The sequence below is a fragment of the Pseudomonas sp. TE3895 genome (assembly GCF_056278855.1).
Window position 1 is genome coordinate 5,120,106 of record NZ_JBWBQE010000001.1, and the last position, 26,992, is coordinate 5,147,097.

General features: G+C 62.3%; 25 protein-coding genes and 1 tRNA gene. 10 read left to right on the plus strand and 16 right to left on the minus strand.

The window, feature by feature from the left end:
- Positions 1–320 precede the first annotated feature (320 nt).
- A complete protein-coding gene (nagZ, locus tag ACZ889_RS23235; RefSeq protein ID WP_172402813.1) occupies positions 321–1,319 on the minus strand; it encodes a beta-N-acetylhexosaminidase in 999 nt (332 codons plus the stop codon).
- A gap of 189 nt (positions 1,320–1,508) precedes the next feature.
- Positions 1,509–2,216, minus strand: a complete 708-nt coding sequence (locus ACZ889_RS23240) for a TetR/AcrR family transcriptional regulator (RefSeq protein WP_003248784.1) — start codon at positions 2,214–2,216, stop codon at positions 1,509–1,511.
- A gap of 215 nt (positions 2,217–2,431) precedes the next feature.
- Here ACZ889_RS23240 and lexA point away from each other — a divergent pair, with 215 nt between their 5' ends.
- Positions 2,432–3,040 carry a transcriptional repressor LexA gene (gene lexA / locus ACZ889_RS23245; protein ID WP_003248781.1) on the plus strand — a complete coding sequence of 203 codons (609 nt, stop codon included), beginning with the start codon at positions 2,432–2,434 and terminating at the stop codon, positions 3,038–3,040.
- A gap of 13 nt (positions 3,041–3,053) precedes the next feature.
- Positions 3,054–3,530 (plus strand): SOS-induced cell division inhibitor SulA, encoded by a 477-nt coding sequence (gene sulA, locus ACZ889_RS23250; RefSeq protein WP_003248779.1) that lies wholly within the window; start codon positions 3,054–3,056, stop codon positions 3,528–3,530.
- A 50-nt stretch (positions 3,531–3,580) separates the two neighbouring features.
- Here the strand turns inward: sulA and ACZ889_RS23255 are convergent, their stop codons facing one another.
- The 7 genes from ACZ889_RS23255 to ACZ889_RS23285 form a co-directional block, all read right to left on the minus strand.
- Positions 3,581–3,814 carry a hypothetical protein gene (locus tag ACZ889_RS23255; RefSeq protein ID WP_003248777.1) on the minus strand — a complete coding sequence of 78 codons (234 nt, stop codon included), beginning with the start codon at positions 3,812–3,814 and terminating at the stop codon, positions 3,581–3,583.
- A 50-nt stretch (positions 3,815–3,864) separates the two neighbouring features.
- On the minus strand, positions 3,865–4,380 hold the full coding sequence (locus ACZ889_RS23260; RefSeq protein WP_003248773.1) for a DUF6586 family protein: 516 nt from the start codon (positions 4,378–4,380) through the stop codon (positions 3,865–3,867).
- 189 nt (positions 4,381–4,569) lie between these two features.
- The gene (gene topA / locus ACZ889_RS23265) at positions 4,570–7,179 is read right to left on the minus strand and encodes a type I DNA topoisomerase (RefSeq protein ID WP_003248770.1); all 2,610 of its coding nucleotides are present in this window, start codon (positions 7,177–7,179) and stop codon (positions 4,570–4,572) included.
- 100 nt (positions 7,180–7,279) lie between these two features.
- Positions 7,280–7,531, minus strand: coding sequence for a DUF1653 domain-containing protein (locus ACZ889_RS23270; RefSeq protein ID WP_003248769.1), 252 nt, complete (start codon positions 7,529–7,531; stop codon positions 7,280–7,282).
- 75 nt (positions 7,532–7,606) lie between these two features.
- On the minus strand, positions 7,607–8,782 hold the full coding sequence (gene fadA / locus ACZ889_RS23275; RefSeq protein ID WP_003248768.1) for an acetyl-CoA C-acyltransferase FadA: 1,176 nt from the start codon (positions 8,780–8,782) through the stop codon (positions 7,607–7,609).
- Between the two features lie 31 nt (positions 8,783–8,813).
- A complete protein-coding gene (gene fadB, locus ACZ889_RS23280; RefSeq protein ID WP_014753932.1) occupies positions 8,814–10,961 on the minus strand; it encodes a fatty acid oxidation complex subunit alpha FadB in 2,148 nt (715 codons plus the stop codon).
- A 610-nt stretch (positions 10,962–11,571) separates the two neighbouring features.
- Positions 11,572–12,009, minus strand: a complete 438-nt coding sequence (locus ACZ889_RS23285) for a hypothetical protein (protein ID WP_003248762.1) — start codon at positions 12,007–12,009, stop codon at positions 11,572–11,574.
- 110 nt (positions 12,010–12,119) lie between these two features.
- Here ACZ889_RS23285 and ACZ889_RS23290 point away from each other — a divergent pair, with 110 nt between their 5' ends.
- Positions 12,120–12,560: a universal stress protein gene (locus ACZ889_RS23290; protein WP_047604588.1), complete on the plus strand. Its 441-nt coding sequence runs from the start codon at positions 12,120–12,122 to the stop codon at positions 12,558–12,560.
- Between the two features lie 107 nt (positions 12,561–12,667).
- Here ACZ889_RS23290 and ACZ889_RS23295 read toward each other — a convergent pair whose 3' ends face one another.
- Positions 12,668–14,596 carry an ATP-binding cassette domain-containing protein gene (locus ACZ889_RS23295; RefSeq protein ID WP_476257849.1) on the minus strand — a complete coding sequence of 643 codons (1,929 nt, stop codon included), beginning with the start codon at positions 14,594–14,596 and terminating at the stop codon, positions 12,668–12,670.
- Between the two features lie 220 nt (positions 14,597–14,816).
- On the opposite strand from ACZ889_RS23295, the gene ACZ889_RS23300 reads away from it, so the two are divergent.
- Entirely contained in the window at positions 14,817–16,742 is a 1,926-nt protein-coding gene (locus tag ACZ889_RS23300) for a transglycosylase SLT domain-containing protein (protein ID WP_003248757.1), read from the plus strand.
- A gap of 111 nt (positions 16,743–16,853) precedes the next feature.
- Here the strand turns inward: ACZ889_RS23300 and ACZ889_RS23305 are convergent, their stop codons facing one another.
- On the minus strand, positions 16,854–17,657 hold the full coding sequence (locus ACZ889_RS23305; RefSeq protein WP_004577097.1) for an MOSC domain-containing protein: 804 nt from the start codon (positions 17,655–17,657) through the stop codon (positions 16,854–16,856).
- A gap of 55 nt (positions 17,658–17,712) precedes the next feature.
- Positions 17,713–18,648 (minus strand): chemotaxis protein CheV, encoded by a 936-nt coding sequence (locus tag ACZ889_RS23310; protein WP_003248753.1) that lies wholly within the window; start codon positions 18,646–18,648, stop codon positions 17,713–17,715.
- Between the two features lie 351 nt (positions 18,649–18,999).
- Here ACZ889_RS23310 and ACZ889_RS23315 point away from each other — a divergent pair, with 351 nt between their 5' ends.
- From ACZ889_RS23315 to ACZ889_RS23325, 3 genes are all read left to right on the plus strand, one after another.
- On the plus strand, positions 19,000–19,509 hold the full coding sequence (locus ACZ889_RS23315) for a hypothetical protein (RefSeq protein WP_003248752.1): 510 nt from the start codon (positions 19,000–19,002) through the stop codon (positions 19,507–19,509).
- Positions 19,510–19,875: 366 nt separating this feature from the next.
- Positions 19,876–20,772 (plus strand): sensor histidine kinase, encoded by an 897-nt coding sequence (locus ACZ889_RS23320; protein ID WP_476257850.1) that lies wholly within the window; start codon positions 19,876–19,878, stop codon positions 20,770–20,772.
- On the plus strand, positions 20,762–21,421 hold the full coding sequence (locus ACZ889_RS23325) for a response regulator (protein ID WP_102885181.1): 660 nt from the start codon (positions 20,762–20,764) through the stop codon (positions 21,419–21,421). Before ACZ889_RS23320 ends, ACZ889_RS23325 begins: the two co-directional genes overlap by 11 nt.
- Here the strand turns inward: ACZ889_RS23325 and yegS are convergent.
- Complete coding sequence (yegS, locus tag ACZ889_RS23330; RefSeq protein WP_003248746.1) at positions 21,405–22,292, minus strand: lipid kinase YegS; 888 nt, start codon at positions 22,290–22,292, stop codon at positions 21,405–21,407. The genes ACZ889_RS23325 and yegS overlap by 17 nt on opposite strands.
- Positions 22,293–22,548: 256 nt before the next feature.
- Between yegS and ACZ889_RS23335 the strand changes: the two genes are divergently transcribed.
- A complete protein-coding gene (locus ACZ889_RS23335; RefSeq protein WP_180689521.1) occupies positions 22,549–23,796 on the plus strand; it encodes a glycosyltransferase family 4 protein in 1,248 nt (415 codons plus the stop codon).
- Here ACZ889_RS23335 and ACZ889_RS23340 read toward each other — a convergent pair.
- Together ACZ889_RS23340 and moaB are read right to left on the minus strand one after the other, a co-directional pair.
- A complete protein-coding gene (locus ACZ889_RS23340) occupies positions 23,785–25,011 on the minus strand; it encodes a molybdopterin molybdotransferase MoeA (RefSeq protein WP_180689520.1) in 1,227 nt (408 codons plus the stop codon). The genes ACZ889_RS23335 and ACZ889_RS23340 overlap by 12 nt on opposite strands.
- Positions 24,995–25,534 (minus strand): molybdenum cofactor biosynthesis protein B, encoded by a 540-nt coding sequence (moaB, locus tag ACZ889_RS23345; RefSeq protein WP_014591793.1) that lies wholly within the window; start codon positions 25,532–25,534, stop codon positions 24,995–24,997. Before moaB ends, ACZ889_RS23340 begins: the two co-directional genes overlap by 17 nt.
- 187 nt (positions 25,535–25,721) lie before the next feature.
- On the opposite strand from moaB, the gene ACZ889_RS23350 reads away from it, so the two are divergent.
- Entirely contained in the window at positions 25,722–25,943 is a 222-nt protein-coding gene (locus ACZ889_RS23350; protein WP_003248738.1) for a YgdI/YgdR family lipoprotein, read from the plus strand.
- A gap of 80 nt (positions 25,944–26,023) precedes the next feature.
- A tRNA-Pro gene (locus ACZ889_RS23355) sits at positions 26,024–26,100 on the plus strand.
- A gap of 107 nt (positions 26,101–26,207) precedes the next feature.
- Here ACZ889_RS23355 and ACZ889_RS23360 read toward each other — a convergent pair.
- Entirely contained in the window at positions 26,208–26,975 is a 768-nt protein-coding gene (locus ACZ889_RS23360; protein WP_409307953.1) for a methyl-accepting chemotaxis protein, read from the minus strand.
- Positions 26,976–26,992 lie beyond the last annotated feature (17 nt).

Sequence of the window (26,992 nt, forward strand, 5' to 3'; positions counted from 1 at the left end):
GCCTACACACGCATCGGTGGTTCGGCACAGGTCGTCGTAGGAGCGGGTTTACCCGCGAAGAGGCCGGACCTGCTGGCCAATTACCACCCGCCGTTCACCGTTGCCGCCGCCACCAAATTCGCGGGTAAACCCGCGCCTACAGGCACGCATCGGTGGTTCGGCACAGGTCGCCGTAGGAGCGGGTTTACCCGCGAAGAGGCCGGACCTGCTGGCCAATTACAACCCGCCGTTCACCGTTGCCGCCGCCACCAAATTCGCGGGTAAACCCGCGCCTACAAGCATGAGATGCGGTACCTGTGAGCGCGAACAGGCCAGCGCAGTCAATCGACCAGCTGAGCTTCCTTCAACGCCCCCAACGCCTCCAGCCAGCGCGGCTGCTGGCGATAATCGGTCCGCGCAAACCCTTGCCCACGCATCCGCGCAATCCGCGGCGATGGCTTGACCTTCATGCGCTGCGCCGCACTCAGCGCCAGCTCCGCCGCCGCCCGGTCATTGCACACCAGGCCCATATCACAACCGGCGCTCAGCGCCGCCTCGATACGGCTGGCCGCGTCGCCCACCACATGCGCACCGGCCATCGACAGGTCATCACTGAAAATCACCCCATCAAAGCCCAGCTCGCCACGCAGGATGTCCTGCAACCAACGCCGCGAGAAGCCAGCGGGCTGGTTGTCAACCTGCGGGTAGATGACATGCGCCGGCATCACTGCCGCCAGCTGCCCACTCAGGCGGGTAAACGGCACCAGGTCGGCCTGGCGCAGTTGTTCCAGGCTGCGCTCATCGGTGGGGATGGCCACGTGCGAATCGGCTTCGGCCCAGCCATGCCCCGGGAAATGCTTGCCACACGCGGCCATACCTGCCGCATTCATGCCTCGGATGAACGCGCCGGCCAGTCGCGTTGCACGCAGCGGGTCACCCTCGAAGGCGCGGCTGCCCACCACGGCGCTACGCTGGTGGTCCAGGTCGAGCACCGGAGCGAAGCTGAGGTCCAGGCCAACTGCCAGTACCTCGGTCGCCATCAGCCAGCCGCACTGTTCAGCCAGGTATTCAGCATTGTCGTTATCGGCCAGCGCACGCATGGCCGGCAGGCGCACAAAGCCCTGGCGCAGACGCTGTACGCGACCACCTTCCTGATCCACTGCCAGGATCAGCTCGGGGCGAATGGCGCGGATGGACGCGCACAGTTCGCGCACCTGGCGCGGGCTGTCGATATTGCGGGCGAAGATGATCAGGCCAGCCACTTCCGGCTGGCGAAGCAGTTGACGGTCTTCGGCGGTCAGCCATTTACCGGCGATATCCACCATCAGGGAGCCTTGCAGGCTGACAGTCATGGGTAATCCTTCATTGAAGACAGAGAGAAGCCCACCGGGGGGCAGCAGACACCGGCAGACACGCGCTGTTGGCCACAGGCGAAGCCATAAAGGCGCTGGTCAGCAAGGGAAATGTGAAGTAGATCGAGATAGGGCATGGGCGCTAGCTTAGCGGAAGCGCCCCGCCACGCCCAGCCTTCAGGCCTTGGCGGTAGCCGAACTGGTCTTGGTTCGCGGACGCAGCTGCGCAGTGGCCATCGCCTCGTCGGTCACACCGCTGTCAGCGCGCATGCCTGCCGCCAGGAACGGCACCATCAGGCGCATCACCTGCTCGATCGAGGTATTGATGCCGAAGTCAGTCTCGGCAATCGCCCGCAAGGCCTTGATACCGGACATGCTGAAGGCCGCGGCACCCAGCATGAAGTGCACACGCCAGAACAGTTCCAGTGGCGGAATGCGTGGCGCAGCCTCGTTCACCAGCAGCATGTAGCGGCGGAACACCTTGCCGTACATGTCTTCCAGATAGCGCCGCAGGTGACCCTGGCTCTGGCTGAACGCCAGACCCAGCAGGCGCATGAAGATCGACAGGTCGTTGTTGCTACGCGGCTGCACGGCCAGCGCCTGCTCTACGAGCATTTCCAGCAGTTCTTCAAGGCTGGGCTTTTGCTCCGGCTTGGCCTGGCGGCGCTCCAGCTCACGCTCGAGACTGGCGCAGAATGGGCCGAGGAAACGCGAAAAAACAGCCTGGATCAGCGCCTTCTTGGAGCCGAAATGATAGTTGACTGCCGCCAGGTTGACCCCGGCCTTGCTGGTAATCAGCCGCAACGAGGTTTCGGCGAACCCCCTTTCCGCGAACAGCTGCTCGGCAGCATCGAGAATGCGTTCAACGGTTTCCGATTGGGCCATGACTACTCCGACTACTCCGCCAGACAAACAGGTGTTTGAAACATACGTTTCAGCCCTGCTTCTGTCAAGGCTCGGTGACTGGGCGGTCGCCATTTAAAAGCGCCAGCCGGCCCACTGCAAGCGCCACCTCTTCTGTTTATTGCGGCTTTTGGCTTGCAGCGCACTCAGTACTGTATATAATCCCAGTCACTGTACAAAAAGACAGAGCGCTTACCATGTTGAAACTGACGCCACGCCAAGCCGAAATTCTCGCGTTCATCAAGCGCTGCCTGGAAGACAACGGCTTCCCGCCTACCCGCGCCGAGATTGCTCAGGAGCTGGGCTTCAAGTCGCCCAATGCCGCCGAGGAGCACCTCAAGGCCCTTGCCCGCAAGGGCGCGATCGAAATGACGCCGGGCGCTTCCCGCGGCATCCGCATCCCTGGCCTGGAAGCCAAGGCCGAAGAAACCGGCCTGCCCATCATCGGCCGGGTCGCTGCCGGTGCGCCGATTCTTGCCGAACAGCACATCGAGCAATCCTGCAACATCAACCCTGCCTTCTTCCACCCCCAAGCCGACTATTTGCTGCGCGTACACGGCATGAGCATGAAGGACGTCGGCATCTTCGACGGTGACCTGCTGGCGGTGCACACCTGCCGTGAAGCCCGTAACGGCCAGATCGTGGTGGCGCGCATCGGCGACGAAGTTACCGTCAAGCGCTTCAAGCGTGAAGGCAGCAAAGTCTGGCTGCTTGCCGAAAACCCCGAATTCGCCCCCATCGAAGTCGACCTGAAAGAACAGGAGCTGGTGATCGAGGGCTTGAGCGTCGGCGTCATTCGCCGCTGATCCAGGAGGCGTCATGCAGCAGTTCATTCACGCACCCGAGCAAGTCCAGTTGCCCCTGTTCGAAGCATTCCTCGCCCAGCCCGTGCTGCCAGGCCTGAAAGCCAGGGAACCGGCACGCAAGAGCAGCCAGCCCGAGCTGTTCAGCGAACTGTCGCTGCGCGGCGCCCCTGGCCACTGCCAAAGCCTGCTGGCGCCCGTGCTGCGCGAGCTGAGCGAAGAGGACGAGGCCCGCTGGCTGACCCTGATCGCCCCACCGCCAAGCCTGACCCAGGCCTGGCTGCGCGATGCCGGGCTCAACCGTGAACGTATTCTGCTGCTGCAACCCCGCAGCAATCAAAGCGCGCTGCAGCTGGCCTGTGAGGCTTTGCGCCTGGGCCTCAGCCACACCGTGGTGAGCTGGCTGGGCAACGTCAATGCCACTGCACGCCAGCAACTGCTACGTGCAGCCAGTGCCGGAAACGCACAAAGCCTGAACATCCGCCTCGGCTGATGTTCAGGCTTTGCCTGTCACTTCAAATAGCCTGATACGCTGCCGCACACTCAGTGCAGCACACGCGGCCCTTCATCACGCTCGAGCTCGCCATCCATCAGGCGACCGGCCATCTGCACGCCCACACTGAGCATGGCCTTGGCCACTTCCACATGCTGACCCTGCAGGAACACCTTGGCGTCTTCCGAGAAATCCAGGGTTACCAGAGAGCCCTCATCCTCGGCGCGACGAAGTTCGATGCGGCCATCAGGCAACTCGACAATTTCCAGAAAAGACGTAGACATAAATGGCAGTTCTCCGCGAAAGGCGATTATTGTACCAGCCGTTGCGGCTATCAGCACTCACTCAACGCGTCGCGGAAACGTCTCACCAAACTTTTGAGGTCGTTGCGCCAGCTTTCCAGCTCGGCACGCGACAGCGCTGGATGCTCAGGCTCATCAAGATTGACGGCTTGAATCAGAGGCTGGGTAACGTCGGTTTTCGGCGCTTTTCTGGCGACCGGTGGTCGGAACAAATCGGCATAAGCACCGAGCATTTGCGCCAGCCAGGTTTCGCGTTGGCGAGCCAGCTCCAGCAACTCGGCCACTTCCGGGATGGCGATACCGTTCAGGGCATCGTCGGCCAGGGCTTGCTCCACCGTTGCGACGACCGGCAGGCGATAGAAGCCCCCGATTTCATGGCACAGCCCCAACAGAGCGCCATACAGGTGGAACAGCGCCGACTCGCGCTCAGCCTGGACCAGGCCTTGGGCATTCATGGCCTGGCTTTGTTCAGCCTTGGCCATGGACTCGAGGGCGAGGCCGGCGAAGAACAGTTTCTGGTTGGTGCGGGTGTAGAGTTCCTGGGCCATTTCAGTGCCCTCCCATAAGGCTACAAGGCGGATATCTGCATCATAAATGATTGGGGCCGCTTTGCGCCCCTTCGCGGGCTTGCCCGCTCCCACCAGTACAGCGCCACATTCAAGGGCGGCGCGATACCTGTGGGAGCGGGCAAGCCCGCGAAGGGGCGCAAAGCGGCCCCAAATCACAGCACCGATGGATCAGCGCTTGTCTTCAACCTTCCAGGCATTGCCGTCGTAAAACGCCTTCCAACCGGTCGGCTTGCCATCGACCTCGGACTGCACGTACTGCTCCTTGGTCTTGCGGCTGTAACGAATCACCGCCGGGCGGCCATCCGGGTCTTTCTGCGGCGCATCGCACAGGAAGTGGTACTTCGGGTCAATCTCATGCTTGTGCGGCACAATCTCCAGCACCAGCGGCGCACGGGTTTCGCGGTTCTTGGGGAACTGGCTGGCAGCCAGGAACAACCCAGAAGCACCGTCGCGCAGCACGTAGGTATCATCGACCTTCTCGCACTTGAGCTCCGGCATGTCCACCTTGTCCATCTTCGGTGGCGCCGCCTCGCCGCTCTTGAGCAGCTTGCGGGTGTTCTTGCATGCCGGGTTGGTGCAGCCGAAGAACTTGCCGAAACGGCCGGTCTTCAATTGCATCTCGCTACCGCACTTGTCGCACTCCAGGCTCGGCCCTTCGTAACCCTTGATGCGGTAGTTGCCTTCTTCGATCTCGTAACCGACACAATCCGGGTTGTTACCGCAGATGTGCAGTTTGTGTTTCTCGTCCAGCAGGTAGGCGTCCATCGCGGTGGCGCAGATCGGGCAACGGTGCTTGCCCAGCAGTACGCGCGACTCCGACTCGCCCTCGTCGTCAGCAGCAATCTCGTCGCCCGGCACCAGGTTGACGGTAGCCTTGCAGCGCTCTTTCGGCGGCAGGCTGTAGCCAGAGCAGCCCAGGAACACACCCGTAGAAGCGGTGCGAATCATCATCGGCCGACCACATTCCTTGCACGGAATGTTGGTCATGGTCGGCTGGTTGGCGCGCATGCCGTCTTCGCTGGACTCGGCAGTCTGCAGCTTTTTGCTGAAATCGCCGTAGAACTCGTCGAGCACGTTCTTCCAGTCACGCTCGCCCTGGGCCACGTCGTCGAGGTTCTCTTCCATGTCGGCGGTAAAGCCGTAGTCCATCAGGTTGGAGAAGCTCTCCGACAAGCGCTCGGTGACGATGTCGCCCATCTTCTCGGAGTAGAAGCGGCGGTTGTGCAGCGTCACATAGCCACGGTCCTGGATGGTGGAAATGATCGCCGCGTAGGTCGATGGGCGGCCAATGCCGCGCTTTTCCATTTCCTTGACCAGGCTGGCTTCGGTAAAGCGTGCAGGCGGCTTGGTAAAGTGCTGGCTCGGGTCGATCTGGATCAGCTTGAGTGCTTCACCCTGAACCATCTCTGGCAGCACGTCGTCTTCGCCCGGCTTGCTCTGCTGTGGCAGCACACGGGTGTAGCCGTCGAACTTGAGGATGCGGCCCTTGGCACGCAGCTCGAAATCGCCGGCAGCGACGGTAACGCTGGTGGACAGGTACTGCGCTGGCGGCATCTGGCACGCCAGGAACTGGCGCCAGATCAGCTCGTACAGCCGCTCGGCGTCACGCTCCATGCCGCTGAGCTTGGTCGGGTGGGTATTCACGTCAGAAGGCCGAATCGCTTCGTGCGCCTCCTGGGCGCCCTCCTTGCTGCCGTAAACCAGTGGCGCCTCCGGCAGGTACTGCTTGCCGAACTCCCGTTCGATGTAGCTGCGTGCCATATCCAGGGCGTCAGCCGACAGGTTGGTCGAGTCGGTACGCATGTAAGTGATGTAACCGGCTTCGTACAAGCGCTGGGCCATCATCATGGTTTTCTTCACGCCAAAGCCCAGGCGGTTACTGGCCGCTTGCTGCAAGGTGGACGTAATGAACGGTGCCGATGGCTTGCTGCTGGTCGGGCGGTCTTCGCGCTTGACCACGCTGTAACTGGAAGCCTTGAGCTTTTCCAGTGCAGCCATGGCCTGAGCTTCGTTCAGCGGCTTGAAGGCCTCGCCCTTCTCGCGCGCCACCTCGAAACGCACCTTGGCGTTCTTGGCGGTGCCGAGGTCGGCGTGGATCTCCCAGTACTCTTCCGGGATGAAGGCGCGGATCTCACGCTCACGCTCAACCACTAGCTTCACCGCCACCGACTGTACACGGCCAGCGGACAGGCCACGGGCAATCTTGGCCCACAGCAGCGGCGAAACCATGTAACCGACCACGCGGTCGAGGAAACGCCGCGCCTGCTGGGCGTTGACCCGGTCGATGTCCAGCTCGCCTGGCTGCGAGAAGGCTTCCTGAATGGCCTTCTTGGTAATTTCGTTGAACACCACGCGCTTGTAGCGGGTGTCGTCACCCCCGATGGCCTCGCGCAGGTGCCAGGCAATGGCTTCCCCTTCGCGGTCCAAGTCGGTTGCGAGATAGATGGTGTCGGCATCCTTGGCCAGGCGGCGCAGCTCTTCGATCACCTTTTCCTTGCCAGGCAGGATCTCGTACTTGGCCTTCCAGCCATGGTCGGGGTCGACGCCCATGCGTGCCACCAGCTGGCGGCGGGCCTTCTCTTTCGGCGAAAGCGCCGGCGCCTCACCCGCAGCCTTGCCACGCTTGGCGGCCGGCTCTTTGCTCGCGCTGGCCGAACCGCTGGTGGGGAGGTCTCGGATATGGCCGATACTCGACTTCACCACGTACTGGTTGCCCAGGTACTTGTTGATGGTCTTGGCCTTGGCCGGGGATTCCACAATGACCAGCGATTTGCCCATGGATCGGAGTATTCCTGAATCTGAAGATAAAAAACGCGCCAAGTGCCAGACGCGGCACCGCTATATATAGTGGCAAAAGTGTGAGGTCAAGCTCGGACGATCACGCGTGCGACTTGCCCAGCAACCCGGGCAGCCCCTCTTCGGCCTTGACCAAAGCAAAGCGTGGCACCTGCTCGCCGTCAAATTCGACGGACTCCTGGAACATCGACAGGGGACGTACCCAGAAGCTGTAATCACCATACAGGCATTGGTAGAACACCATCCACTCTTCGGTTTCGGAGTGCCGCGCAACACTGAAGACACGGTACTCAGGCCCTTTGTAATGCCGGTATACGCCTGGTTGTATCTGCATGTTGCTCACCTCCTGAATAAAACCTGAAAAAACAAAACCGGGGCACTAGGCCCCGGCTGCTGTCCCGCTACGCGATCAGACGCGTTCGAAGACAGTGGTGATACCTTGGCCCAGGCCGACGCACATGGTCGCAACACCCAGCGTACCGCCATTTTGCTTCATGACGTTGAGCAGGGTGCCGGAAATCCGCGCCCCGGAGCAACCAAACGGGTGGCCCAAAGCAATGGCGCCGCCGTGCAGGTTAACCTTCTCATCCATCTTGTCGAGCACTTTCAAGTCTTTCAGCACGGGCAGGGCCTGTGCAGCGAAGGCTTCGTTGAGCTCGATGAAGTCGATATCGGCCATGGTCAAGCCCGCACGCTTGAGGGCTTTCTGGGTCGATGGCACCGGGCCGTAGCCCATGATTGCCGGGTCGACACCGGCCACTGCCATCGAACGGATCACCGCCAATGGCTGGATACCGAGGTCCATGGCACGCTGACCGGACATGACGATCATGCACGAGGCGCCGTCGGTGATCTGCGACGAGGTACCGGCCGTGACCGTACCGCCTTTCGGGTTGAACGCAGGCTTCAGCGATGCCAGGCCTTCGAGGGTGGTTTCCGGGCGAATGGTTTCGTCGAAATCGAACACCTTCAGGAAGCCGTTCTCGTCGTAGCCCTGCATCGGGATGATCTCGTCCTTGAACTTGCCTTCGACCGTGGCCTTGTGGGCCAGCTGGTGCGAACGCAAGCCGAACAGGTCCTGCTGCTCACGGGTGATGCCGTGCATCTTGCCGAGCATTTCTGCAGTCAGGCCCATCATCCCGGAAGCCTTGGCGGCATGCAAGGACAGGTGCGGGTTGGGGTCTACGCCATGCATCATGCTGACGTGGCCCATGTGCTCCACGCCACCGACCACGAACACATCACCGTTACCGGTCATGATCGCCTGGGCGGCCGTGTGCAGCGCGCTCATGGACGAGCCGCACAGGCGGCTGACGGTCTGCGCCGCGGAAGTGTGCGGGATCTGGGTCATCAGCGAGGCCATGCGGGCGATGTTCCAGCCCTGCTCCAGGGTCTGGTTGACGCAGCCCCAGATCACGTCCTCGACTTCTTTCGGGTCAACCTTGCCGTTGCGTTCCAGCAGCTTGCTGATCAGGTGCGCCGACATGTCTTCGGCGCGGGTGTTGCGGTGCATGCCACCCTTGGAGCGGCCCATTGGCGTGCGACCGAAGTCGACAATCACCACGTCTCTTGGATTCAGGCTCATATCAAATCTCTCGCTCTAGCTCGTTGACCGCTCAGTTGAAGAAGCGCTGGCCGTTCTTGGCCATTTCACGCAGCTTGGCGGTCGGGTGGTACAGCGGCCCCAGGTCGGCATACTGATCGGCCAGGGCGACGAATTCGGCCACACCGATCGAGTCGATGTAACGCAGCGCACCACCGCGGAAGGGAGGGAAACCAATGCCGTAGACCAGGCCCATGTCGGCTTCGGCAGCGGTTTCGACGATGCCGTCTTCCAGGCAACGCACGGTCTCCAGGCACAGCGGGACCATCATCCAGTTGATGATGTCTTCGTCAGTGACTTCGCGCTGCTCGAACACGATCGGTTTGAGCACGTCGAGCACGGTGGCATCGAAAACCTTCTTCGGCTTGCCGCGCTTGTCGGTTTCGTAGGCGTAGAAGCCCTTACCGTTCTTCTGGCCCAGGCGGTTGGCCTCGTACAACGCGTCGACTGCCGAGCGGCGCTCGTCCTTCATGCGATCCGGGAAGCCTTCGGCCATGACGTCACGGCCGTGGTGGCCGGTGTCGATGCCGACCACGTCCATCAAGTAGGCTGGGCCCATCGGCCAGCCGAACTTCTCCATGACCTTGTCGATGCGCACGAAGTCGACACCGGCGCTGACCAGCTTGGCAAAACCGCCAAAGTACGGGAACAGCACGCGGTTGACCAAAAAGCCCGGGCAGTCGTTGACCACGATCGGGTTCTTGCCCATTTTCTTGGCGTAGGCCACGGTGGTGGCGACCGCCACGTCACTGGACTTCTCACCACGAATCACTTCCACCAGCGGCATCATGTGCACCGGGTTGAAGAAGTGCATGCCGACGAAGTTTTCCGGGCGCTTGAGCGCCTTGGCCAGCAGGTTGATCGAGATGGTAGAGGTGTTGGAAGCGAGGATCGCATCGTCCTTCACCTGGCCTTCCACTTCCGCCAGTACCGCTTGCTTGACCTTCGGGTTCTCGACCACAGCCTCGACGACGATGTCGACATTGGCGAAATCGCCATAGGACAGGGTCGGGCGAATGGCGTTGAGGGCCTCGGCCATCTTGGCTGGGGTCAGGCGGCCCTTCTCGACGCGGTTGCCAAGCAACTTGGAGGCCTCGTTCAGACCCAGCTGAATGGCTTCTTCGCGGATGTCTTTCATCAGGATCGGCGTACCCTTGACCGCCGATTGGTAGGCGATGCCGCCGCCCATGATGCCGGCGCCGAGCACGGCGGCCTGCTTCACGTCGTGGGCGATCTCGTCATGCGCCTTGGCCTTGCGCTTGAGTTCCTGATCGTTGAGGAACAAGCCGATCAGGCTCTCGGCGACCGAGGTCTTGGCCAGCTTGGCAAAGCCTGCGGCTTCAACTTCCAGGGCCTTGTCGCGACCGAAGTTGGCGGCTTTCTGGATGCTCTTGATCGCTTCGACCGGGGCCGGGTAGTTCGGGCCGGCCTGGCCAGCGACGAAGCCCTTGGCCGTCTCGAAGGCCATCATCTGCTCGATGGCATTGAGCTTGAGCTTTTCCAGCTTCGGCTGGCGCTTGGCCTTGTAGTCCAGCTCGCCACTGATGGCACGCTTGATCAGGTCAAGGGCACCGGCCAGCAGCAGCTCAGGGGCGACCACCGCGTCGACGGCCCCCACTTTCAGGGCGTCTTCGGCACGGTTTTCCTTGCCGGCGGCGATCCACTCGATGGCGTTGTCCGAGCCGATCAGGCGCGGCAGGCGCACGGTACCGCCAAAGCCCGGGTAGATACCCAGCTTGACTTCCGGCAGGCCGATCCTGGCGCTGGTGGACATGACCCGGTAGTCGGCCGCCAGGCACATTTCCAGGCCGCCGCCCAGCGCGATGCCGTTGATGGCGGCAACGGTCGGCACTTCGAGGTCTTCGAAGGCGTTGAAGATACGATTGGCTTCCAGGTTGCCGGCGACCAGTTCGGCCTCAGGCAGCTTGAAGTTGTCGACGAACTCGGTGATGTCGGCGCCGACGATGAACACGTCCTTGCCACTGCTGACGATCACGCCTTTGACCGAGGCATCGGCCTGGATGGCATCGACGGCCTGGCGCAGCTCGTTCAGGGTAAGGCGGTTGAACTTGTTGACGGACTCACCCTTGAGGTCGAACTTGAGCTCGACGATGCCACTTTCAAGAGCCTTAACCGTGATGGCTTTACCTTCGTAAATCATCAACTGATCTCCACGATATGGAAGCTGAACTGTACACGCCGATCACTGCAGCAGAAGCAGGCCTAAGCTGCCTTGCCCCAGGCACACCCGTCAGCGCGCTAGTCGGAAGTATGGCTTGGCGTCATGACATACAAACGCTCAATTCATACGCCCGTTTGATTTGGGTGTGCACACATTCTCCGAAAAGATGGGCGTTGTCAAATGCTCACGAGCACGGCGAAAACGCGACTTTCCAGTCATTTTCTATCGTCCGGGTACAAAACATGATGACAGTGATCGCCGGTCATTCATGTCAGCGATTGACCACAAGCATTGGCTGACTGCTTTGCGCTTGCGCGGCGAGCCAGTGCGACTACACTGGCACTTGCTTGAATGAATAACCCGGCCTGCCTGGCCTTTTCTGCGCAGCAGAACGCAAAGCGGCGACTTGGCACCCCACCCCTTCAGGGTTATGCCGAGCCGCCGCTTTGTCGTTGCAGAACAGATTGACCAGCCTGGATGCCCCGTAGGAGCGGGTTTACCCGCGAAGCAGGCACCGCGCAGTTTGGCACCGGCTCTGCCGGTGTTCGCAGATGAATCCGCGCCTACAGGAGTCGCGCATGGGCGGCGCTCAAGCCAAGGTTTCGAGGGCGTAGGCAACATCCTGCAACACAGCAGTATCGCCACGTTCGGTCCAGTACAGGGCAATCATCCGCGCATCGGCCTCGACCTTGTACACACTCGCCGGCAAGCGCGACAACGCGCCCATGAAACGTGGGTCTTCGCAGGGCTCACGCCACTGGTTCCACCACACCCCGGGGCTGACCTGCCAGAAGCTGAAGCTGTCCTCATGCCCACGGCGCCGGGCTCTGTGATACTGCGGGCAGGGGCTGGGCGGCTCCTTTTCCAGCCAGTGCGGCCACTGCTGCGGCGCCAGTTGCATGGCCAAACCCATGCGCCGCGCCTCCAGGCGCAACTTCATCTGCTCACTCTGCTTGCGCGAGCTGCGCAGCCAGGAAAGCGGACTGAGAATCAGCGCAAGGATTGACACCACCAGCAATACCGTCATATCAGTAGTTCCCATAAAGCGTTGCAAATGAGCTGGTTAGCCATTTTTCACGGTAGACCCGCCCTAAAGCGACCATACTTCTTCTATCGCGATTGTCAGGAGTACCGCTCATGCAATACGAACATTTGTTGGTCGCCGTCGACCTGACCGAAGAATGCGACCCGGTGATCAAGCGCGCCATGGCGCTGGCAGAGCCTTCGAAAGCCAAGGTATCCCTGGTGCACATCGTTGAGCCGATGGCCATGGCTTTCGGCGGTGACGTACCGATGGATCTGTCGCAGCTGCAACAGCAGCAGTTCGACCAGGCCAAGGAGCGCATGGACCGGCTGTTCAACAAATACCCGGGAATCAACCGCGGCGACTCGCACCTGACCTACGGCCAGCCTCGCCAGGAAATTCACCAGTTGGCCAAGGACCAGAAGTGCGACCTGATTGTGGTCGGCAGCCATGGCCGTCACGGCCTGGCATTGCTGCTGGGCTCCACGGCCAACGATGTGCTGCACGGTGCGCCGTGTGACGTGCTGGCGGTACGCTTGCTGAAGAAGGATTGACTGGACCTGAACCCGCCTCTTCGCGGGCCAGTCCGCGCCTGCAAGGGTATGGCAATCCCTGCAGGTGCGGCTTTACCCGCGAAGAGGCCGGAACAGGCTAACGCCCATCAGCTTTCCAGCTCAGCCCAGCGCTCCACCAATACATCCAGCTCGCCCTGCAGCTTCTCGATCCGTGCCAGCACCGCCGAAGTTTCTGCAATCGGCCGCTGATAGAAGCCCGCCGCATTCACTTCTTCCTGGGCTTCAGCCATACGCTGCTCCAGCTCATCAATCTGCCCCGGCAGCATCTCCAGCTCACGCTGCAGCTTGTAGCTCAGCTTCTTCTTCGAAGCGTCTTCCACCACCGGCGCCGCAACAGGCTCAGGCTTGGCCTCGACCTTCTCCACTACCGCGCTGTTGAGCGCAGACTTACCGCCCTTGCTCTCGGTCACACCCAGCAGCTTCGGCGAGCCGCCCTGGCGAATCCAGTCCTCGTAACCGCCCACATACTCACGCACCTTGCCCTCGCCTTCGAACACCAGGGTGCTGGTCACGACGTTGTCGAGGAAGGCCCGGTCGTGGCTGACCATCAGCACGGTGCCCTTGTAGTTGGACAGCACCTCTTCCAGCAGCTCGAGGGTTTCCACGTCCAGGTCGTTGGTCGGTTCGTCGAGTACCAGCAGGTTGGCCGGCTTGCTGAACAGCTTGGCCAGCAGCAACCGTGCACGCTCACCACCCGACAACGCCTTGACCGGCGTACGCGCGCGCTGGGGGCTGAACAGGAAGTCGCCCAGGTAGCTCAGCACGTGCCGGTTCTGGCCATCGATCTCGATGAAATCACGGCCTTCGGCCAGGTTGTCGATCACGGTCTTTTCCAGGTCGAGCTGGTGGCGCATCTGGTCGAAATAGGCCACCTCAAGCTTGGTGCCGCGCTCCACTTTGCCCGCAGTGGGCTCAAGGTCGCCCAGCATCATCTTGAGCAACGTGGTCTTGCCAGTGCCGTTTGCACCCAGCAGACCGATGCGATCCTGCCGCTGCAGGACCATGGAAAAGTCCTTGACCAGCAGGGGCCCGTCCGCGTGATGGAAGCTGACATTCTCCAGCACCATCACCTGCTTGCCGGATTTATCCGCGGCTTCGATCTGGATGTTGGCCTTGCCCTGTCGTTCACGGCGCTCGCCACGCTCCACACGCAGGGCCTTCAGCGCACGCACGCGGCCTTCGTTGCGGGTACGGCGGGCCTTGATACCCTGGCGGATCCACACTTCTTCCTGGGCCAGGCGCTTGTCGAACAGCGCGTTGGCGGTTTCTTCGGCGGCCAGTGCGGCCTCCTTGTGCACCAGGAAGCTGGCGTAGTCACCGTTCCAGTCGATCAGGCCGCCGCGGTCCAGTTCGAGGATACGGGTGGCCAGGTTCTGCAGGAACGAACGGTCGTGGGTGATGAACAATACCGCGCCGTTGAAGCCACGCAGGGCCTCTTCGAGCCAGGCGATGGCACCGATGTCCAGGTGGTTGGTCGGTTCGTCGAGCAGCAGCAGGTCGGGCTCGGACACCAGCGCCTGGGCCAGCAGTACCCGGCGGCGCCAGCCACCGGACAGCTCGGCCAGGGTCTTGTCGGCCGGCAGCTGCAGGCGGCTGAGTGTGCTTTCCACCACCTGCTGCAGGCGCCAGCCGTCGCGGGCTTCCAGCTCGTGCTGGACGTGCATGAGTTTTTCCAGGTCTTCATCGCCCTGGATGTTCATGCTCAGGTGGTGGAACTGCGCCAGCAATTCGCCCACGCCGTCCAGACCAGCGGCTACCACGTCGAACACCGTGCGCTCGTCGGCCACCGGCAGCTCCTGCGGCAACTCACCGATCTTCAGGCCAGGCGCACGCCAGATTTCACCGTCGTCGCCCTTCTGCTCGCCCTTGACCAGGCGCAGCATGCTCGACTTGCCGGTGCCGTTGCGGCCGATGATGCACACCCGCTCGCCACGAGCGATCTGCCAGGACACTTTGTCCAGCAGCGGCATGGCGCCGAATGCGAGGGACACATCGCTGAATTTGAGCAGGGTCATGTTCGTCTCCATAAATCGGGCGCGCATTCTACCTGACTTGGCCTTCGACGGCATCCGCCAGGCCAACCAGTGAGCACCTGGTGACATCTGGTCGAACTTAATATCCCGATACAAGCACAGTGCTTTCACCCACTGCCGGCAAACAGCTAAGCTAAGGCAATAGCTTTCAATAGTGCTGGCTCCGCCGACACTTCCCATGGTTCAACTGCCCGGACGTATCATGCGCAGCCGCCTGTTACATATCGCATCCTGCCTGCTGCTTACCGCTGCCACCTGCGCAGCGCAGGCCACCGACCTGACCCTGCAACGCCAGTACTATGACGAGGCCAAGCGAGCGCTGGCCAAAGGCGACAAAGGCCCGTACCTGCGCTATGCCCAGGCCTTGAGCGACTACCCGCTGACGCCCTACCTGGTCTACGACGAACTCACCGCCCGCCTGAAGAGTGCCAGCAACCAGGAAATCGAAGGTTTCCTTGCCAAGCATGGCGACCTGCCCCAGGCCAACTGGATGAAACTGCGCTGGTTGCGCTGGCTGGCCGAACGCGGCGAGTGGGATACCTTCGTCAAGTACTACGACCCCAAGCTCAACTTCACCGAACTGGACTGCCTCAACGGCCAATACCAGCTCAGCCACGGCCTGCGCGCCGAAGGTTACGCCACCGCCGACAAGCTGTGGAGCGTCGGCAAATCGCAACCTGCCGCCTGCGACACGCTGTTCGGCATGTGGGCAGCCGAAGGCCAACTGACCGAGGCCAAGCGCTGGGAACGCACCAAGCTGGCCGCCCAGGCGCGCAACTACGGCCTGGCCAACACCCTGGTCAAGACCCTGACCACCCTCGGCCCGCAGGGGCGCCTGCTGATCGACGTCGCGCAGAAGCCCGAGCTGCTCAACCAGCCGTCGCGCTTTACCCCGGTCAACGAGGCCATGTCCGACGTGGTCAGCCTCGGCCTTCGTCGCCTGGCCCGGCAGGACCCGGAGCGGGCCATGGCGCTGCTCGACGATTACGCCCAGCGCATGCACTTCTCGCGTGACGAAAAGGTGGCCATCGCCCGCGAAATCGGCCTGACCCTCGCACGCCGCTACGACCCACGCGCGCTCGACCTGATGACCCGCTATGACCCCGAGCTGCGTGACAACACTGTCAGCGAATGGCGCCTTCGCCTGCTGCTGCGCCTGGGCCGCTGGGAGGACGCCTACGAGCTGACCAAACGCCTTCCCCAGGACCTGGCCAGCACCAGCCGCTGGAAGTACTGGCAGGCTCGCAGCCTGGAGCTGGCACAGCCCAACAACCCGCAGATCCCGCTGCTTTACAAGACCGCAGCGCGTGAGCGTGACTTCTATGGCTTCCTCGCCGCCGATCGGGCACAGACACCCTACCAGCTGAACAACAAGCCGCTGCTGCTGAGCCCACAACTGGTCAAGAAGGTCCGCAACACGCCCGGCATCCAGCGCGCACTGGAATTCCACGCCCGCGGCCAGATCGTCGACGGCCGCCGTGAGTGGTACCACGTCAGCCGCCACTTCACCCGTGACGAAATGGTTGCGCAGGCACGCCTGGGTTATGAGCTGCGCTGGTACTTCCCGGCCATCCGCACCATCAGCCAGGCCCAGTACTGGGACGACCTGGACATCCGCTTTCCCATGGCCCACCGCGACACGCTGGTGCGTGAAGCCAAGGTTCGCGGCCTGCATTCGAGCTGGGTATTCGCCATCACTCGCCAGGAAAGCGCCTTTATGGAGGACGCACGCTCACCCGTGGGCGCCAGCGGCTTGATGCAACTGATGCCGGCCACGGCCAAAGAAACCGCACGCAAGTTCAGCATCCCGCTGGCCTCACCGGCGCAAGTGCTGAACCCGGACAAGAACATCCAGCTGGGTGCGGCCTACCTGAGCCAGGTACACAGCCAGTTCAACGGCAACCGGGTGCTGGCTTCGGCAGCCTACAACGCCGGGCCCGGGCGCGTGCGACAGTGGCTCAAAGGGGCCAAGCACCTGAGCTTCGATGTGTGGGTGGAGTCGATCCCGTTCGACGAAACGCGCCAGTATGTACAGAACGTGCTGTCGTATTCGGTGATCTACGGGCAGAAGCTGAATTCACCGCAGCCACTGGTGGATTGGCATGAACGGTATTTCGATGACATGTGATTGCTGTTGAGCCTGTACCGGCCTCTTCGCGGGTGAACCCGCGCCTACAACGACCGCGTAACCCTTGTAGGAGCGGGTTCACCCGCGAAGAGGCCGGCACAGGCAACACACCTATTCCAGGATTTCTACTTCCATCCCCACCTCCAGCCACCCACTGCCATCCACAGCCAGGTTCTGGCCGAACAGCACGTCGCCTTCTTTTTCGCGGAATGTCTTCAGCGTAGCCATCGGCTCACGGTCAGCGCTACGCTCCCCGGTGGCTGGATCGATGGTCGTGAAGATGCACCGCACACTGGGCTTGAGCACGCGAAACGCCAAGCTGCCGATGCGAATCCGCTTCCAGCCATCCTCGGCAAACGGCTCCGCGCCCTGCACCACCAGGTTGGGCCGAAAGCGCCGCATCGACATGGGCCGGCCAATACGCCGGTTAAGCTCATCCAGCGAGCCCTGCCCAATCAGCAGCAAGGGGAAACCATCCGGAAACGCCGCACGGTCACTGTTGAAGCCGTAACCATTGGGCAGGTAACGCGCACGCTGCTCCGGGCAATGTACCAAGCGTACGGCTTTGCCCAGCAACTCACTCAACCAGGCCGCCGCGGCATCGCCAGCGTCCGGCACACGCAGGGTATCGCGCCAGATCGTCACGCCGCGCAGGGCGTCATCGGCAGGCGGTACAGGCACCCGCAACGGCGCCTGTCCAGGGGCTTGCAGCAGCAACTGGCCGCTGTCGTCATCGCTCGCGTCGATCTGGCCAAGTTGTGGCCAGGCACGCTGGGTCAGGAAGCGTCCGTTTTCTTCCTCGACCACCATCCAGCGCCGGTCGCCTTGCAACCCCAGCAACCCCACCGGTGATGCCTTCAGGCTTTGCGCCTGCCCCGACTTCACCGGGTATCGATACAACTCACTGAGAAACATCCCTGCTGCCTCGCTTCATGCCAAAAGCCAAGCTTATACCTGGCCGGCACAACGTTCACGCGGCGGTGGTATCCAGCAGCAGGCGCTGCTTGACCACATCGACCAGGCGATCAGGCTGGAACTTGGAAAGGAAGTTGTCACAGCCCACCTTCTTCACCATGGACTCGTTGAAACTGCCCGACAGCGAAGTGTGCAGCACCACATAGAGCTGGCGCAGACGGGCATCGCTGCGGATCTCGGTGGTCAGCCGATAGCCGTCCATTTCCGGCATTTCTGCATCGGTGAACACCATCAGCAGCTTTTCGCACACGTCCTCGCCGGCGTCGGCCCAGCCCTTGAGCATGCGCAGCGCCTTCAGGCCATCACTGGCCACGTGCAGCTTCATGCCCAACTGAGACAGGGTATCGCGCAATTGCGCCAAGGCCACACTGGAGTCGTCCACCAGCAGCACTTCGCGGCCGCGGGCCCGGGCCAGCACTGGGTCGGCGAGCTTGTCGCCAGAAACCCGGGCGTTGTAGGGCACGATTTCGGCCAGCACCTTTTCCACGTCGATCACTTCCACCAGCTTCTCATCAACCTTGGTGATGGCAGTCAGGTAGTGCTGGCGACCGGCACTGGAAGGCGGCGGCATGATCGACTCCCAGTTCATGTTGACGATGCGGTCGACACCGCCCACCAGGAAGGCCTGCACCGAGCGGTTGTATTCGGTGACGATGATGGTGCTGTCCGGCCCCGGCTGTAGCGGGCGCATACCGATCGCCTGAGACAGGTCGATCACCGGCAGGGTCTGCCCACGCAGGTTGACCACACCACAGACATAGGCGTGGCGCTGGGGCATCAGGGTCAGCTTGGGCAGTTGCAGTACTTCCTGCACCTTGAACACGTTGATCGCGAACAGCTGGCGACCGGCCAGGCGAAACATCAGAATTTCCAGGCGGTTCTCACCCACCAGTTGCGTGCGTTGGTCTACCGTGTCGAGAATGCCAGCCATTGGAAAGCCCCCAGGCTTGAGTCTTAAAAGGTGAAATCATCTACCCTGTATCGGCGGCTTCACGCACACCTTGACCCCTGCGGGAAAATGCCGCGCAGATAATTGATATCACTTTACCATCATGCTTTACTGCCGACACGCCAGGGCAAATCAGGGGCACGACAAAAGTTCCCTACCCTAGCCCTTGATCAGGGAAACCCTTAGCGGCAATCGGGTGCAACCTGATGTTCGCGATATCCTTTAGCCATTAATGTGACGCCATTCTCATTGCATGAATGGAGTCAGGCTTTTGCTAGCTATCGTTTCGGCGTGCCCGCCCCCTGCGCCTACCCCACGCGCGGGGACTTGATGATGGACACTGCCTTATCGTTCGATGACGCCCTGCAGGGCTTCCTGCTGGATGCCCAGGTACTGCTGACCCAGGCCCAGGAATGCCTGCAGCATCTGGAGCTTATAGACAATGACCCGGATGCCTGCAGTTGCCTGAACAACACCCTCGACACTATCGCCCGTCAAGCTACGCGCCTGGGCCTGCGTGAAGTTGCCCACTACACCACCGCCCTGCAACAGTTGCTCGCCCCGGCCTGTCACGGTGGTTGCCTGCAGCGTGAAGCCCTACCCGCCATAGGGGCATGCCTGACCTTGCTGGCCTGGCAGTTGGAGCTGGTCGATAGCCGTACAGGGCGGCTGAACCTGGACATCGGCGAGCAACTGGTGCTGCTGGGTGAATTGGCCAAAGTCGTACAAGCACCCTTTGCGCCAGCCTGCGCGTCCTGCGATGAAGAAGGCAGCGCGTGCATTCACCCGCACAGTGACGTGGCAACCGGCAACCGCCCCAGCCGCTCTAATCGCATGCATTAACCTGACGCAAAGTGCAACTAAGCAACTTGATTGAAACCCGACCATGGTCGAACTTGGAAAGTTCACCAGGCTTTCGGTGCATGCCGTTGAATCATTGCCGCGCTAGTTACAGCACAAGTGGGTACAGCGCGATTAAAGGGTGGCACTTTGCTACCCGAAAAGGCCCGACCAGTAGGCGTTTCAACGCGTTACACGGCCGCGACCAATGCAATGCAAAGTGATAATATGCGCCCCCACAAACGCTTGCTGCCGGAACAACGGTGGCAAGAATGCGTGTTCGAAAAAACATCGAAAGTACTGCGCCAAAGCCTCTGACCAGCATTGTGCAAGGCCTCCATCAGCAATACTTCAGTGGCCTCCCTACCTATGTTTCCACGCTTGAAGACTTCTTTGCATTGCTGCTCCCGCGCCGCCGTGCTGCGTTGGGCAACGGTCGGGCTTTGCGTGGCCTCACTGGTTGCCAACATGGCGCTGTACCTGGCCAACCAGACAATCCCGGCCACCCTGCTGGTGCTGCAGTTGGTCGCCACGCTGGGTGCTGTTGTACAACTGGGCCTGAGCGCCAGGTCGATCCACCTGCGCCCGGCCGAGCTGGCCGAGCGCATGCTCAAGGTGCAAGAAGACGAGCGTCAGCATCTGGGCCGGGAACTGCACGACGACATCGGTCAACTGCTCACCGCTGCCAAGCTGCAACTGCAGTGGCTGCAACGGCGCATGCCCGACGAGTTGCAGGGGCACTGCGACGCCCTGCGCAGCACGCTGGATGACACCCTCGGTAACGTGCGCAATGTTTCCGCGCTGCTCAACCCCCGGCAGTTGGCCAGCCTTGGCCTGGAAGCCAGCCTGCGCACACACCTGGTACGCACCCTGGCCAGCAGCGGCGTGCACTGGAGCCTGGCGTGCAACCAGCGCCTGGGCGGCATCGACGAAGCCGTGGCCATGGCAGTGTTCCGTATTACCCAGGAGGCAGTGACCAACATGCTGCGCCACGCCCAGGCACACAACCTGGTCATCCGCCTGCAACGCACCCCTGAGGGGCTGGCGTTGTCGATCCACGACGATGGTCGTGGTTTCGCCCCTGCCCGGCACCCGGCCGAGGCCGGTCAGCGCGGCTTGGCCGGCATGCAGGAGCGGGTAATCGCGCTGCAGGGCAGCCTCGACATCACCAGTCAGCCTGGCCGAGGCACGCAGATCGAAGCGATGTTCCCGTGGTCCCCGCGCACTCAGCAACGCGCCAGGAGTATTACCAACCATGACCTGTAGACTACTGCTGGTAGATGACCACTCGCTGATCCGCGCCGGGGTGCGCGCACTGGTCTGCGATATCCCCGGCTATGACGTGGTCGGCGAAGCCGACGACGGCAGCCAGCTACTCGACCAGGTACGCACACTGGCGCCCGACATCATCTTGCTGGACATCTCCATGCGTTCGACCAGCGGCCTGGACGCCCTCACCCAACTGCGGGCCAGCGGCAGTACCTGCAAAGTGCTGATCCTGTCCATGCACACCGACCCGGACCTGATCATGCGGGCCCTGGAAAGCGGTGCCCACGGCTACCTGCTCAAGGACACCAGCGCCACCGAGCTGGAACAGGCGCTGGGTGCTGTACGCCACGGTGAGCGCTACCTCAGCCCGGCCATCGCCCACACCGTCATCAACCAGGCGCTGCGGCACACCAAACAAGGCAAGCCAAGCGCTGGAGAACGGCATAATCTGACGTCACGGCAACTTGAGATCCTGCGCCTGATCGTGCGCGGCAAGTCCACCCGGGAAATCGCGGCGGGCCTAGGCCTGTCGATCAAGACCGTGGAAACTCACCGCTCGCAAATCATGAAGCGCCTGCAAATTCACGACGTGGCCGGCCTGGTGCTGTTCGCCGTACGCGAAAAAATCATCAGCCTGGATGACTGAGCAACGGTGACCCGGCCGGCAGGTGCAGGTGCAACGCCGCCGGCCTTGCCTGAAAGCGCAGGTTGGCAGCCTGCAACGGCTCGCCATCGAGGTTGATGTCCAACCCTTGCGAACTCTTGATCTCGACCCATGGCAGCCTGGCCCGAACGAACAGGCCGTCACCGCCCAACAGGTCCCGCAGAGCCCCCACCACTTCCTGTGGTGCAGGCAGAATAGCGACGTCAAGCAAACCGTCGTTGACCATGGCTTCGGGGCACAGCACCTGCCCGCCCCCAGCCTGTCGGCCATTGCCGATACCCAGCGCCAGCAAATCCCCTTGCCAGTGGAAGCCTGGCCCCTGTAGCTCTACCGAAGCCGCCTGTAGCTCACTGAAGCGGGATAACCCGGTGAACAGGTAGGCGGCAGCGCCCAGCACTTTCTTGAGGTCTTCGGAGGTATTGGCGGTGACCTGGCTGCCAAAGCCACCCGTGGCCATGTTGAGGAACAACTGATCGCCAGCCTGCCCCAAGTCTATTGGTTGTGGCGCGATATTCAGCAAGGCCAGCGCCGACGCTGGCTCCAGGGGGATGCCAGCGGCTTTGGCGAAATCGTTGGCCGTCCCCAATGGCAACAAGGTCAGGCTGGCGTTGGTAGCGGCCAAGCCCATGGCCTCGGCCACATCCCGCAACGTGCCGTCCCCACCACCGGCGACGATATGGCTGTAACCCGCCGCCAGTGCCTCGGCGACCAGCCGTTGGGCGTCGCCCGCCTCCCAAGTAACCCGTACATCCAGCACCCAGCCGCTATCGCGCAGGTCGCGCACGGCGCTGCGCACGTCTTCGTTCATCGCCTGCTTGCCGTGCAGCACCAACATTGCCTTGCGCCCTTGCATGTGCGCGTCTCCGTAAAATGGACCACCCCCTATCTCGACCACTGGCCTGCCCGGATCGTTGCATGGCCTGGAAAAAACATTGGGCCGGCGCCAGGCCTGCAACTGATCGCGTCGCCGGTCATTTTTTCCACACTCGGCAATCCCGGCTATGCTCAGCAAATACCCCTATTGCCATGGACGCGCCCGGCAGTGGCTCCCCCACTGCTGTCAACGGGCGCGTTTTGCTATCTGCAGCCTTTTGCGAGGACTTTGGGTCATGCGCATTCTCTGGACACTGCCCTACCTGCCTTGGCCGACCACCAGCGGCCACAAGACCCGGCAATACCATCTGCTGCGCGCACTGGCCCAGCGCGGCCACCGGATTACCCTGCTGGTGCAGTCGAAAATCCCTCTCAGCGATGCAGCACGCGAGGCCCTCGAGCCACTCCTCGAACGCCTGATCGTGCTACCCCGCAGGCCGCTGCACAGCCCACTCAACCTGCTGGCATCACCCATCATCGACTACCCCATGCGGGCAATCATCAATGGCCTGGCGCCTTGCCTGCGGCACCGGTTCGAGCAACTGCTGGACGAACCCTGGGACGTGATCCAGATCGAGCACAGCTACAGCTTCCAGCCGTTCGAAAAAGCCCTACAGGCTCGCAGGCTGCCCTACATGCTTAGCGAGCACACCCTGGAGTCGGTAATGGGCGGCGCCTGCCACGATCGCCTGCCGCTGTGGCTGCGCCCGCTCAATGCCTTCGACCGCTGGCGCTACCGGCGCTGGGAGCACCGTGTGCTGCGCCAGCCCACCGAACTGGTGGCTGTCAGCGCCCATGATGCCGAGCTGATCGCGCAGATCAGTGGGCGCCCGGTGAATGTGGTGGTTAACGGCGTGGACTGTGATTTCTACCAGCAGGTGCAACCTGCGCTGCACAGCCAGCGTCTGTTGTTCGTCGGCAATTTCGAATATGGCGCCAATCTGGAGGCCATCGAATGGGCACTGGACGACATCATGCCGAAGGTGTGGATGAGCAACCCGGCGGTGCGCCTGGCGATTGCCGGGCACGCCATGCCGGCCAACTGGAAGCTTCACTGGAACGACCCACGCATTGAATGGTTCGGCTACCGCCCCGACCTGCGTGAACTGCAACGACGTTCAGCGCTGTTCTTTGCTCCCCTGCGTTATGCCGGTGGCTCGAAGGTGAAAATCCTCGAAGCGATGGCCGCCGGCTTACCCGTGATCACCACCGACAAGGGCGTTTCAGGCCTGACCGTGAACAACGGCGAACACTACTTGGGCAGTGACGACGGTGATCAACTGGCATTGCTGATCACCCAGTTGCTCAATCAGCCCTGGCGCATGAGCCAGTTGAGCGATGCCGGGCGCCAGTTTGCCCGCCAGCGCCACGACTGGAGCGTGGCTGCCCAACAACTGGAGAATGTGCACATACGCCTGACCCAGGCGGCACCGGCCGAGGCAGCGCCGCTGGCCAGTGCCTGGCTGGGCCGCTCAGCCAAGTAGCTCGCTGAAGGGGATGAATGGTACGTTGTCGCCCTGCTTCGGCGTGCTGCCCTCACGCACTTCCACCAGCCCCTCCGCCCAGGCGGCGCTGCGCAGCACACCCGAGCTCTGGTTCTTGTAGATGCGCACGCGGCCCTGTTCGATGCGCGCGCGCAGGTATTCGCGGCGCGTACCCGGCTTGGGCCAGTCAAACCCGGCCGGCATGTCGAACCGCAACGGCGTGACGTCCATCACACCCTGACGACGCAGCAGGTAGGGCCTGGTCAGCAGACCGAAGGTGACCAAGGTCGAGGCGGGGTTGCCCGGCAAGCCAATCACCGGCACGCCCTGGAAGTGGCCGAAGGTCAGCGGCTTGCCCGGTTTGATCGCCAGCTTCCACAACGCCAGTTCGCCAGCCTCGCGCAGGGCGGCACCGAGGTAGTCGGCTTCACCCACCGAGACGCCTCCGGTGGACAGAATCAGGTCTACGCCACCCAGTTCAGCCAGGCAGGCGCGAGTGCGCGCCAGGTCATCCGGCAGGATGCCGGCATCGACCACTTCGCAACCCAGCCGCTGCAACCAGCTGACCAGCAGCCTGCGGTTGCTGTTGTAGATCTGCCCAGGCCCGAGCGGCAGGCCTGGCTCGACCAGTTCGTCACCGGTGGACAGCACCGCCACTTTTACCTTGCGCACCACGTCCAGACGGCCATGCCCCAAGGTCGCCGCCAGGCCCAGTTCGATCGGCCCAAGGCGGGTGCCGGCGCTCATCACCTGCTCGCCCTTGCGGGTCTCCTGACCTTGAGGGCGTATGTTCTGCTCGGTGCGCAACGCTTCGAGAAAGCGCACCCGGCCATCTTCGAGTACTTCGGTGTTTTCCTGCATCTCGACGCAGTCGGCCCCCTCCGGCACAGGCGCGCCGGTGAAGATCCGTGCGCAGGTACCCGGTTGCAGCGGCTGGGGCGCATGGCCGGCGAAAATACGCTGGCTGACCGGCAGCGGCTGGCCCTGCCAATCAGCCAGGCGCAAGGCATAACCGTCCATGGCGCTGTTCGGCCAAGGCGGCAGGTCGAGGGAGGCCACCAGGTCAGTGGCCAGCACGCGGCCTTCGGCTTCGGCCAGCGGCAGGTTTTCGGTCTCGCGGATCGGTGCAGCTTCGGCCAGCGCCAGCAGTTGCTCCAGCGCCTGTTCCACCGGCATCAGCGGCCGGGCCTGGCTGACCTCAGCCACGGCTGTCACAGGCCGCTGCCTGCTTCAGGTGCGCCACGAAGTTGCAAGGGCGATGACGGGCATCAAGCTGCTCGGCCAGGATGCCATCCCAACCGGTGCGCACAGCGTTGGTCGAGCCCGGCAGGCAGCACACCAGCGTACCGTTGGCCAGCCCGGCCAAGGCTCGCGATTGCACGGTGGAGGTGCCAATGTCGGCCACGGAAATCTGCCGGAACAGCTCACCAAAGCCGTCTACTTGCTTGTCCAGCAGGCAGGCCACCGCCTCGGGGGTGCTGTCGCGGCCAGTAAACCCGGTACCGCCCGTAATCAGCACCACTTGCACGTTGTCATCGGCGATCCATGTGGCGACCTGGGCCCGGATCTTGTACAGGTCATCCTTGAGCAGCACGCGCTCGGCAAGGCGGTGACCGGCGGCGCTCAGGCGGTCGACGAACATCTGGCCAGAGGTGTCGGTGTCGAAGGTACGGGTGTCGCTGACCGTGAGTACGGCGATGCTTAGCGCCACGAAGGGGGTATCTGCCTTGGCTTTCATGGGTGTCCGTCACAACAGGATGAGATGGACGCAGTTATATCACAGCGCACCTTTTCCAGCGTTGCCCCCCTCAGCCTTGCCTTGGGTCAAGAGAACGAATTAATCGCTATGCTGCACTTGGAGTGAACTTGCACTAACGTCCTGCGTCATAAAAGTCATCTAGCACCATCGCACTTGGAGAAACACGATGATCAAACGGACCCTACCCGCCTTCCTGCTTGCCTTGGGTTTGGGCGCCCTTGCTGGCTGCTCGACCCCAACCGTCATTACCCTGAACGATGGCCGGGAGATCCAGGCAACCGACAAACCGTCCTACGACGAAGACTCTGGCTTCTATGAATTCGAGCAACTCGACGGCAAGCGCACGCGCCTGAACAAGGACCAGATCCGCACCGTCAAAGAGCTCTGATCAAGGCCCCGTTCAGGCCATGGCCCTTTAAACAACAAGGGCTTGCGGGCAAAAACGGGATGCAGTAGGATTTTGGTCATCGGAGTGTAGCGCAGCCAGGTAGCGCGTCTCGTTCGGGACGAGAAGGCCGCAGGTTCGAATCCTGTCTCTCCGACCAAATCCTTGTCAGAAAGCCCGCCATGTGCGGGCTTTTTGTTGTGTGCGAAAAATACGTCAGTGCGCGGCTTCAGCCTCGATGGGCACCTGCAACTCCTGCAGACCGAGTCAGGCGCTCAGGCGGGAGGTGACTTCGCCCAACTGCCCTGACAAACCATGCAGGCGCTGCCCCGCCTGCTCGGTATGCTGCACCGCTTCCTGGTTGGCCGTGGCAATTCGGGTAATTTCGATCAGGTTACGCGAGATATCTTCGGCCACGCTGGTCTGCTCCTCGGCCGCGGTGGCGATCTGCCGGTTCATGTCGCGGATCGCCTCCACCGCCTGGGTGATACGTTGCAGCATCTGCCCGGCCTGCTCGACCTGCTCAGCCCCTTCCTGGCTGCGTTGCTGGCCGCTTTCGATGGCCTTGACCGCCTCCACCGCCCCTGACTGTACCGCTTCGATGATCTGGTGAATTTCTGCAATCGACGCTGCCGTGCGCTGGGCCAGGCTGCGCACTTCATCGGCGACCACCGCAAAACCACGCCCGGCTTCGCCCGCACGGGCCGCTTCGATGGCCGCGTTAAGCGCCAGCAGGTTGGTCTGCTCAGCAATGCCGCGGATCACTTCCAGCACTTTGCCTATACGTGTGCTGTCATGCTCCAGGTCGCGAATTACCGACGCCGTGCCGGCGATTTCGCGGTTGACCAGCCCGATGATGTCGATGGTCTGCTGCATCACCTGCTCGCCGGCCTGGGCGCTGTGGTCGGCGTCATCGGCCGCGCGGGCAGCCTCGGCGGCGTGGCGAGCGACCTCTTGGGCAGTGGCGGACATTTCGTGCATGGCCGTGGCCACCTGGTCGGTACGCTGGAACTGGTCATGAGTACCGCGGGCCATGTCACCGGCAATACTGC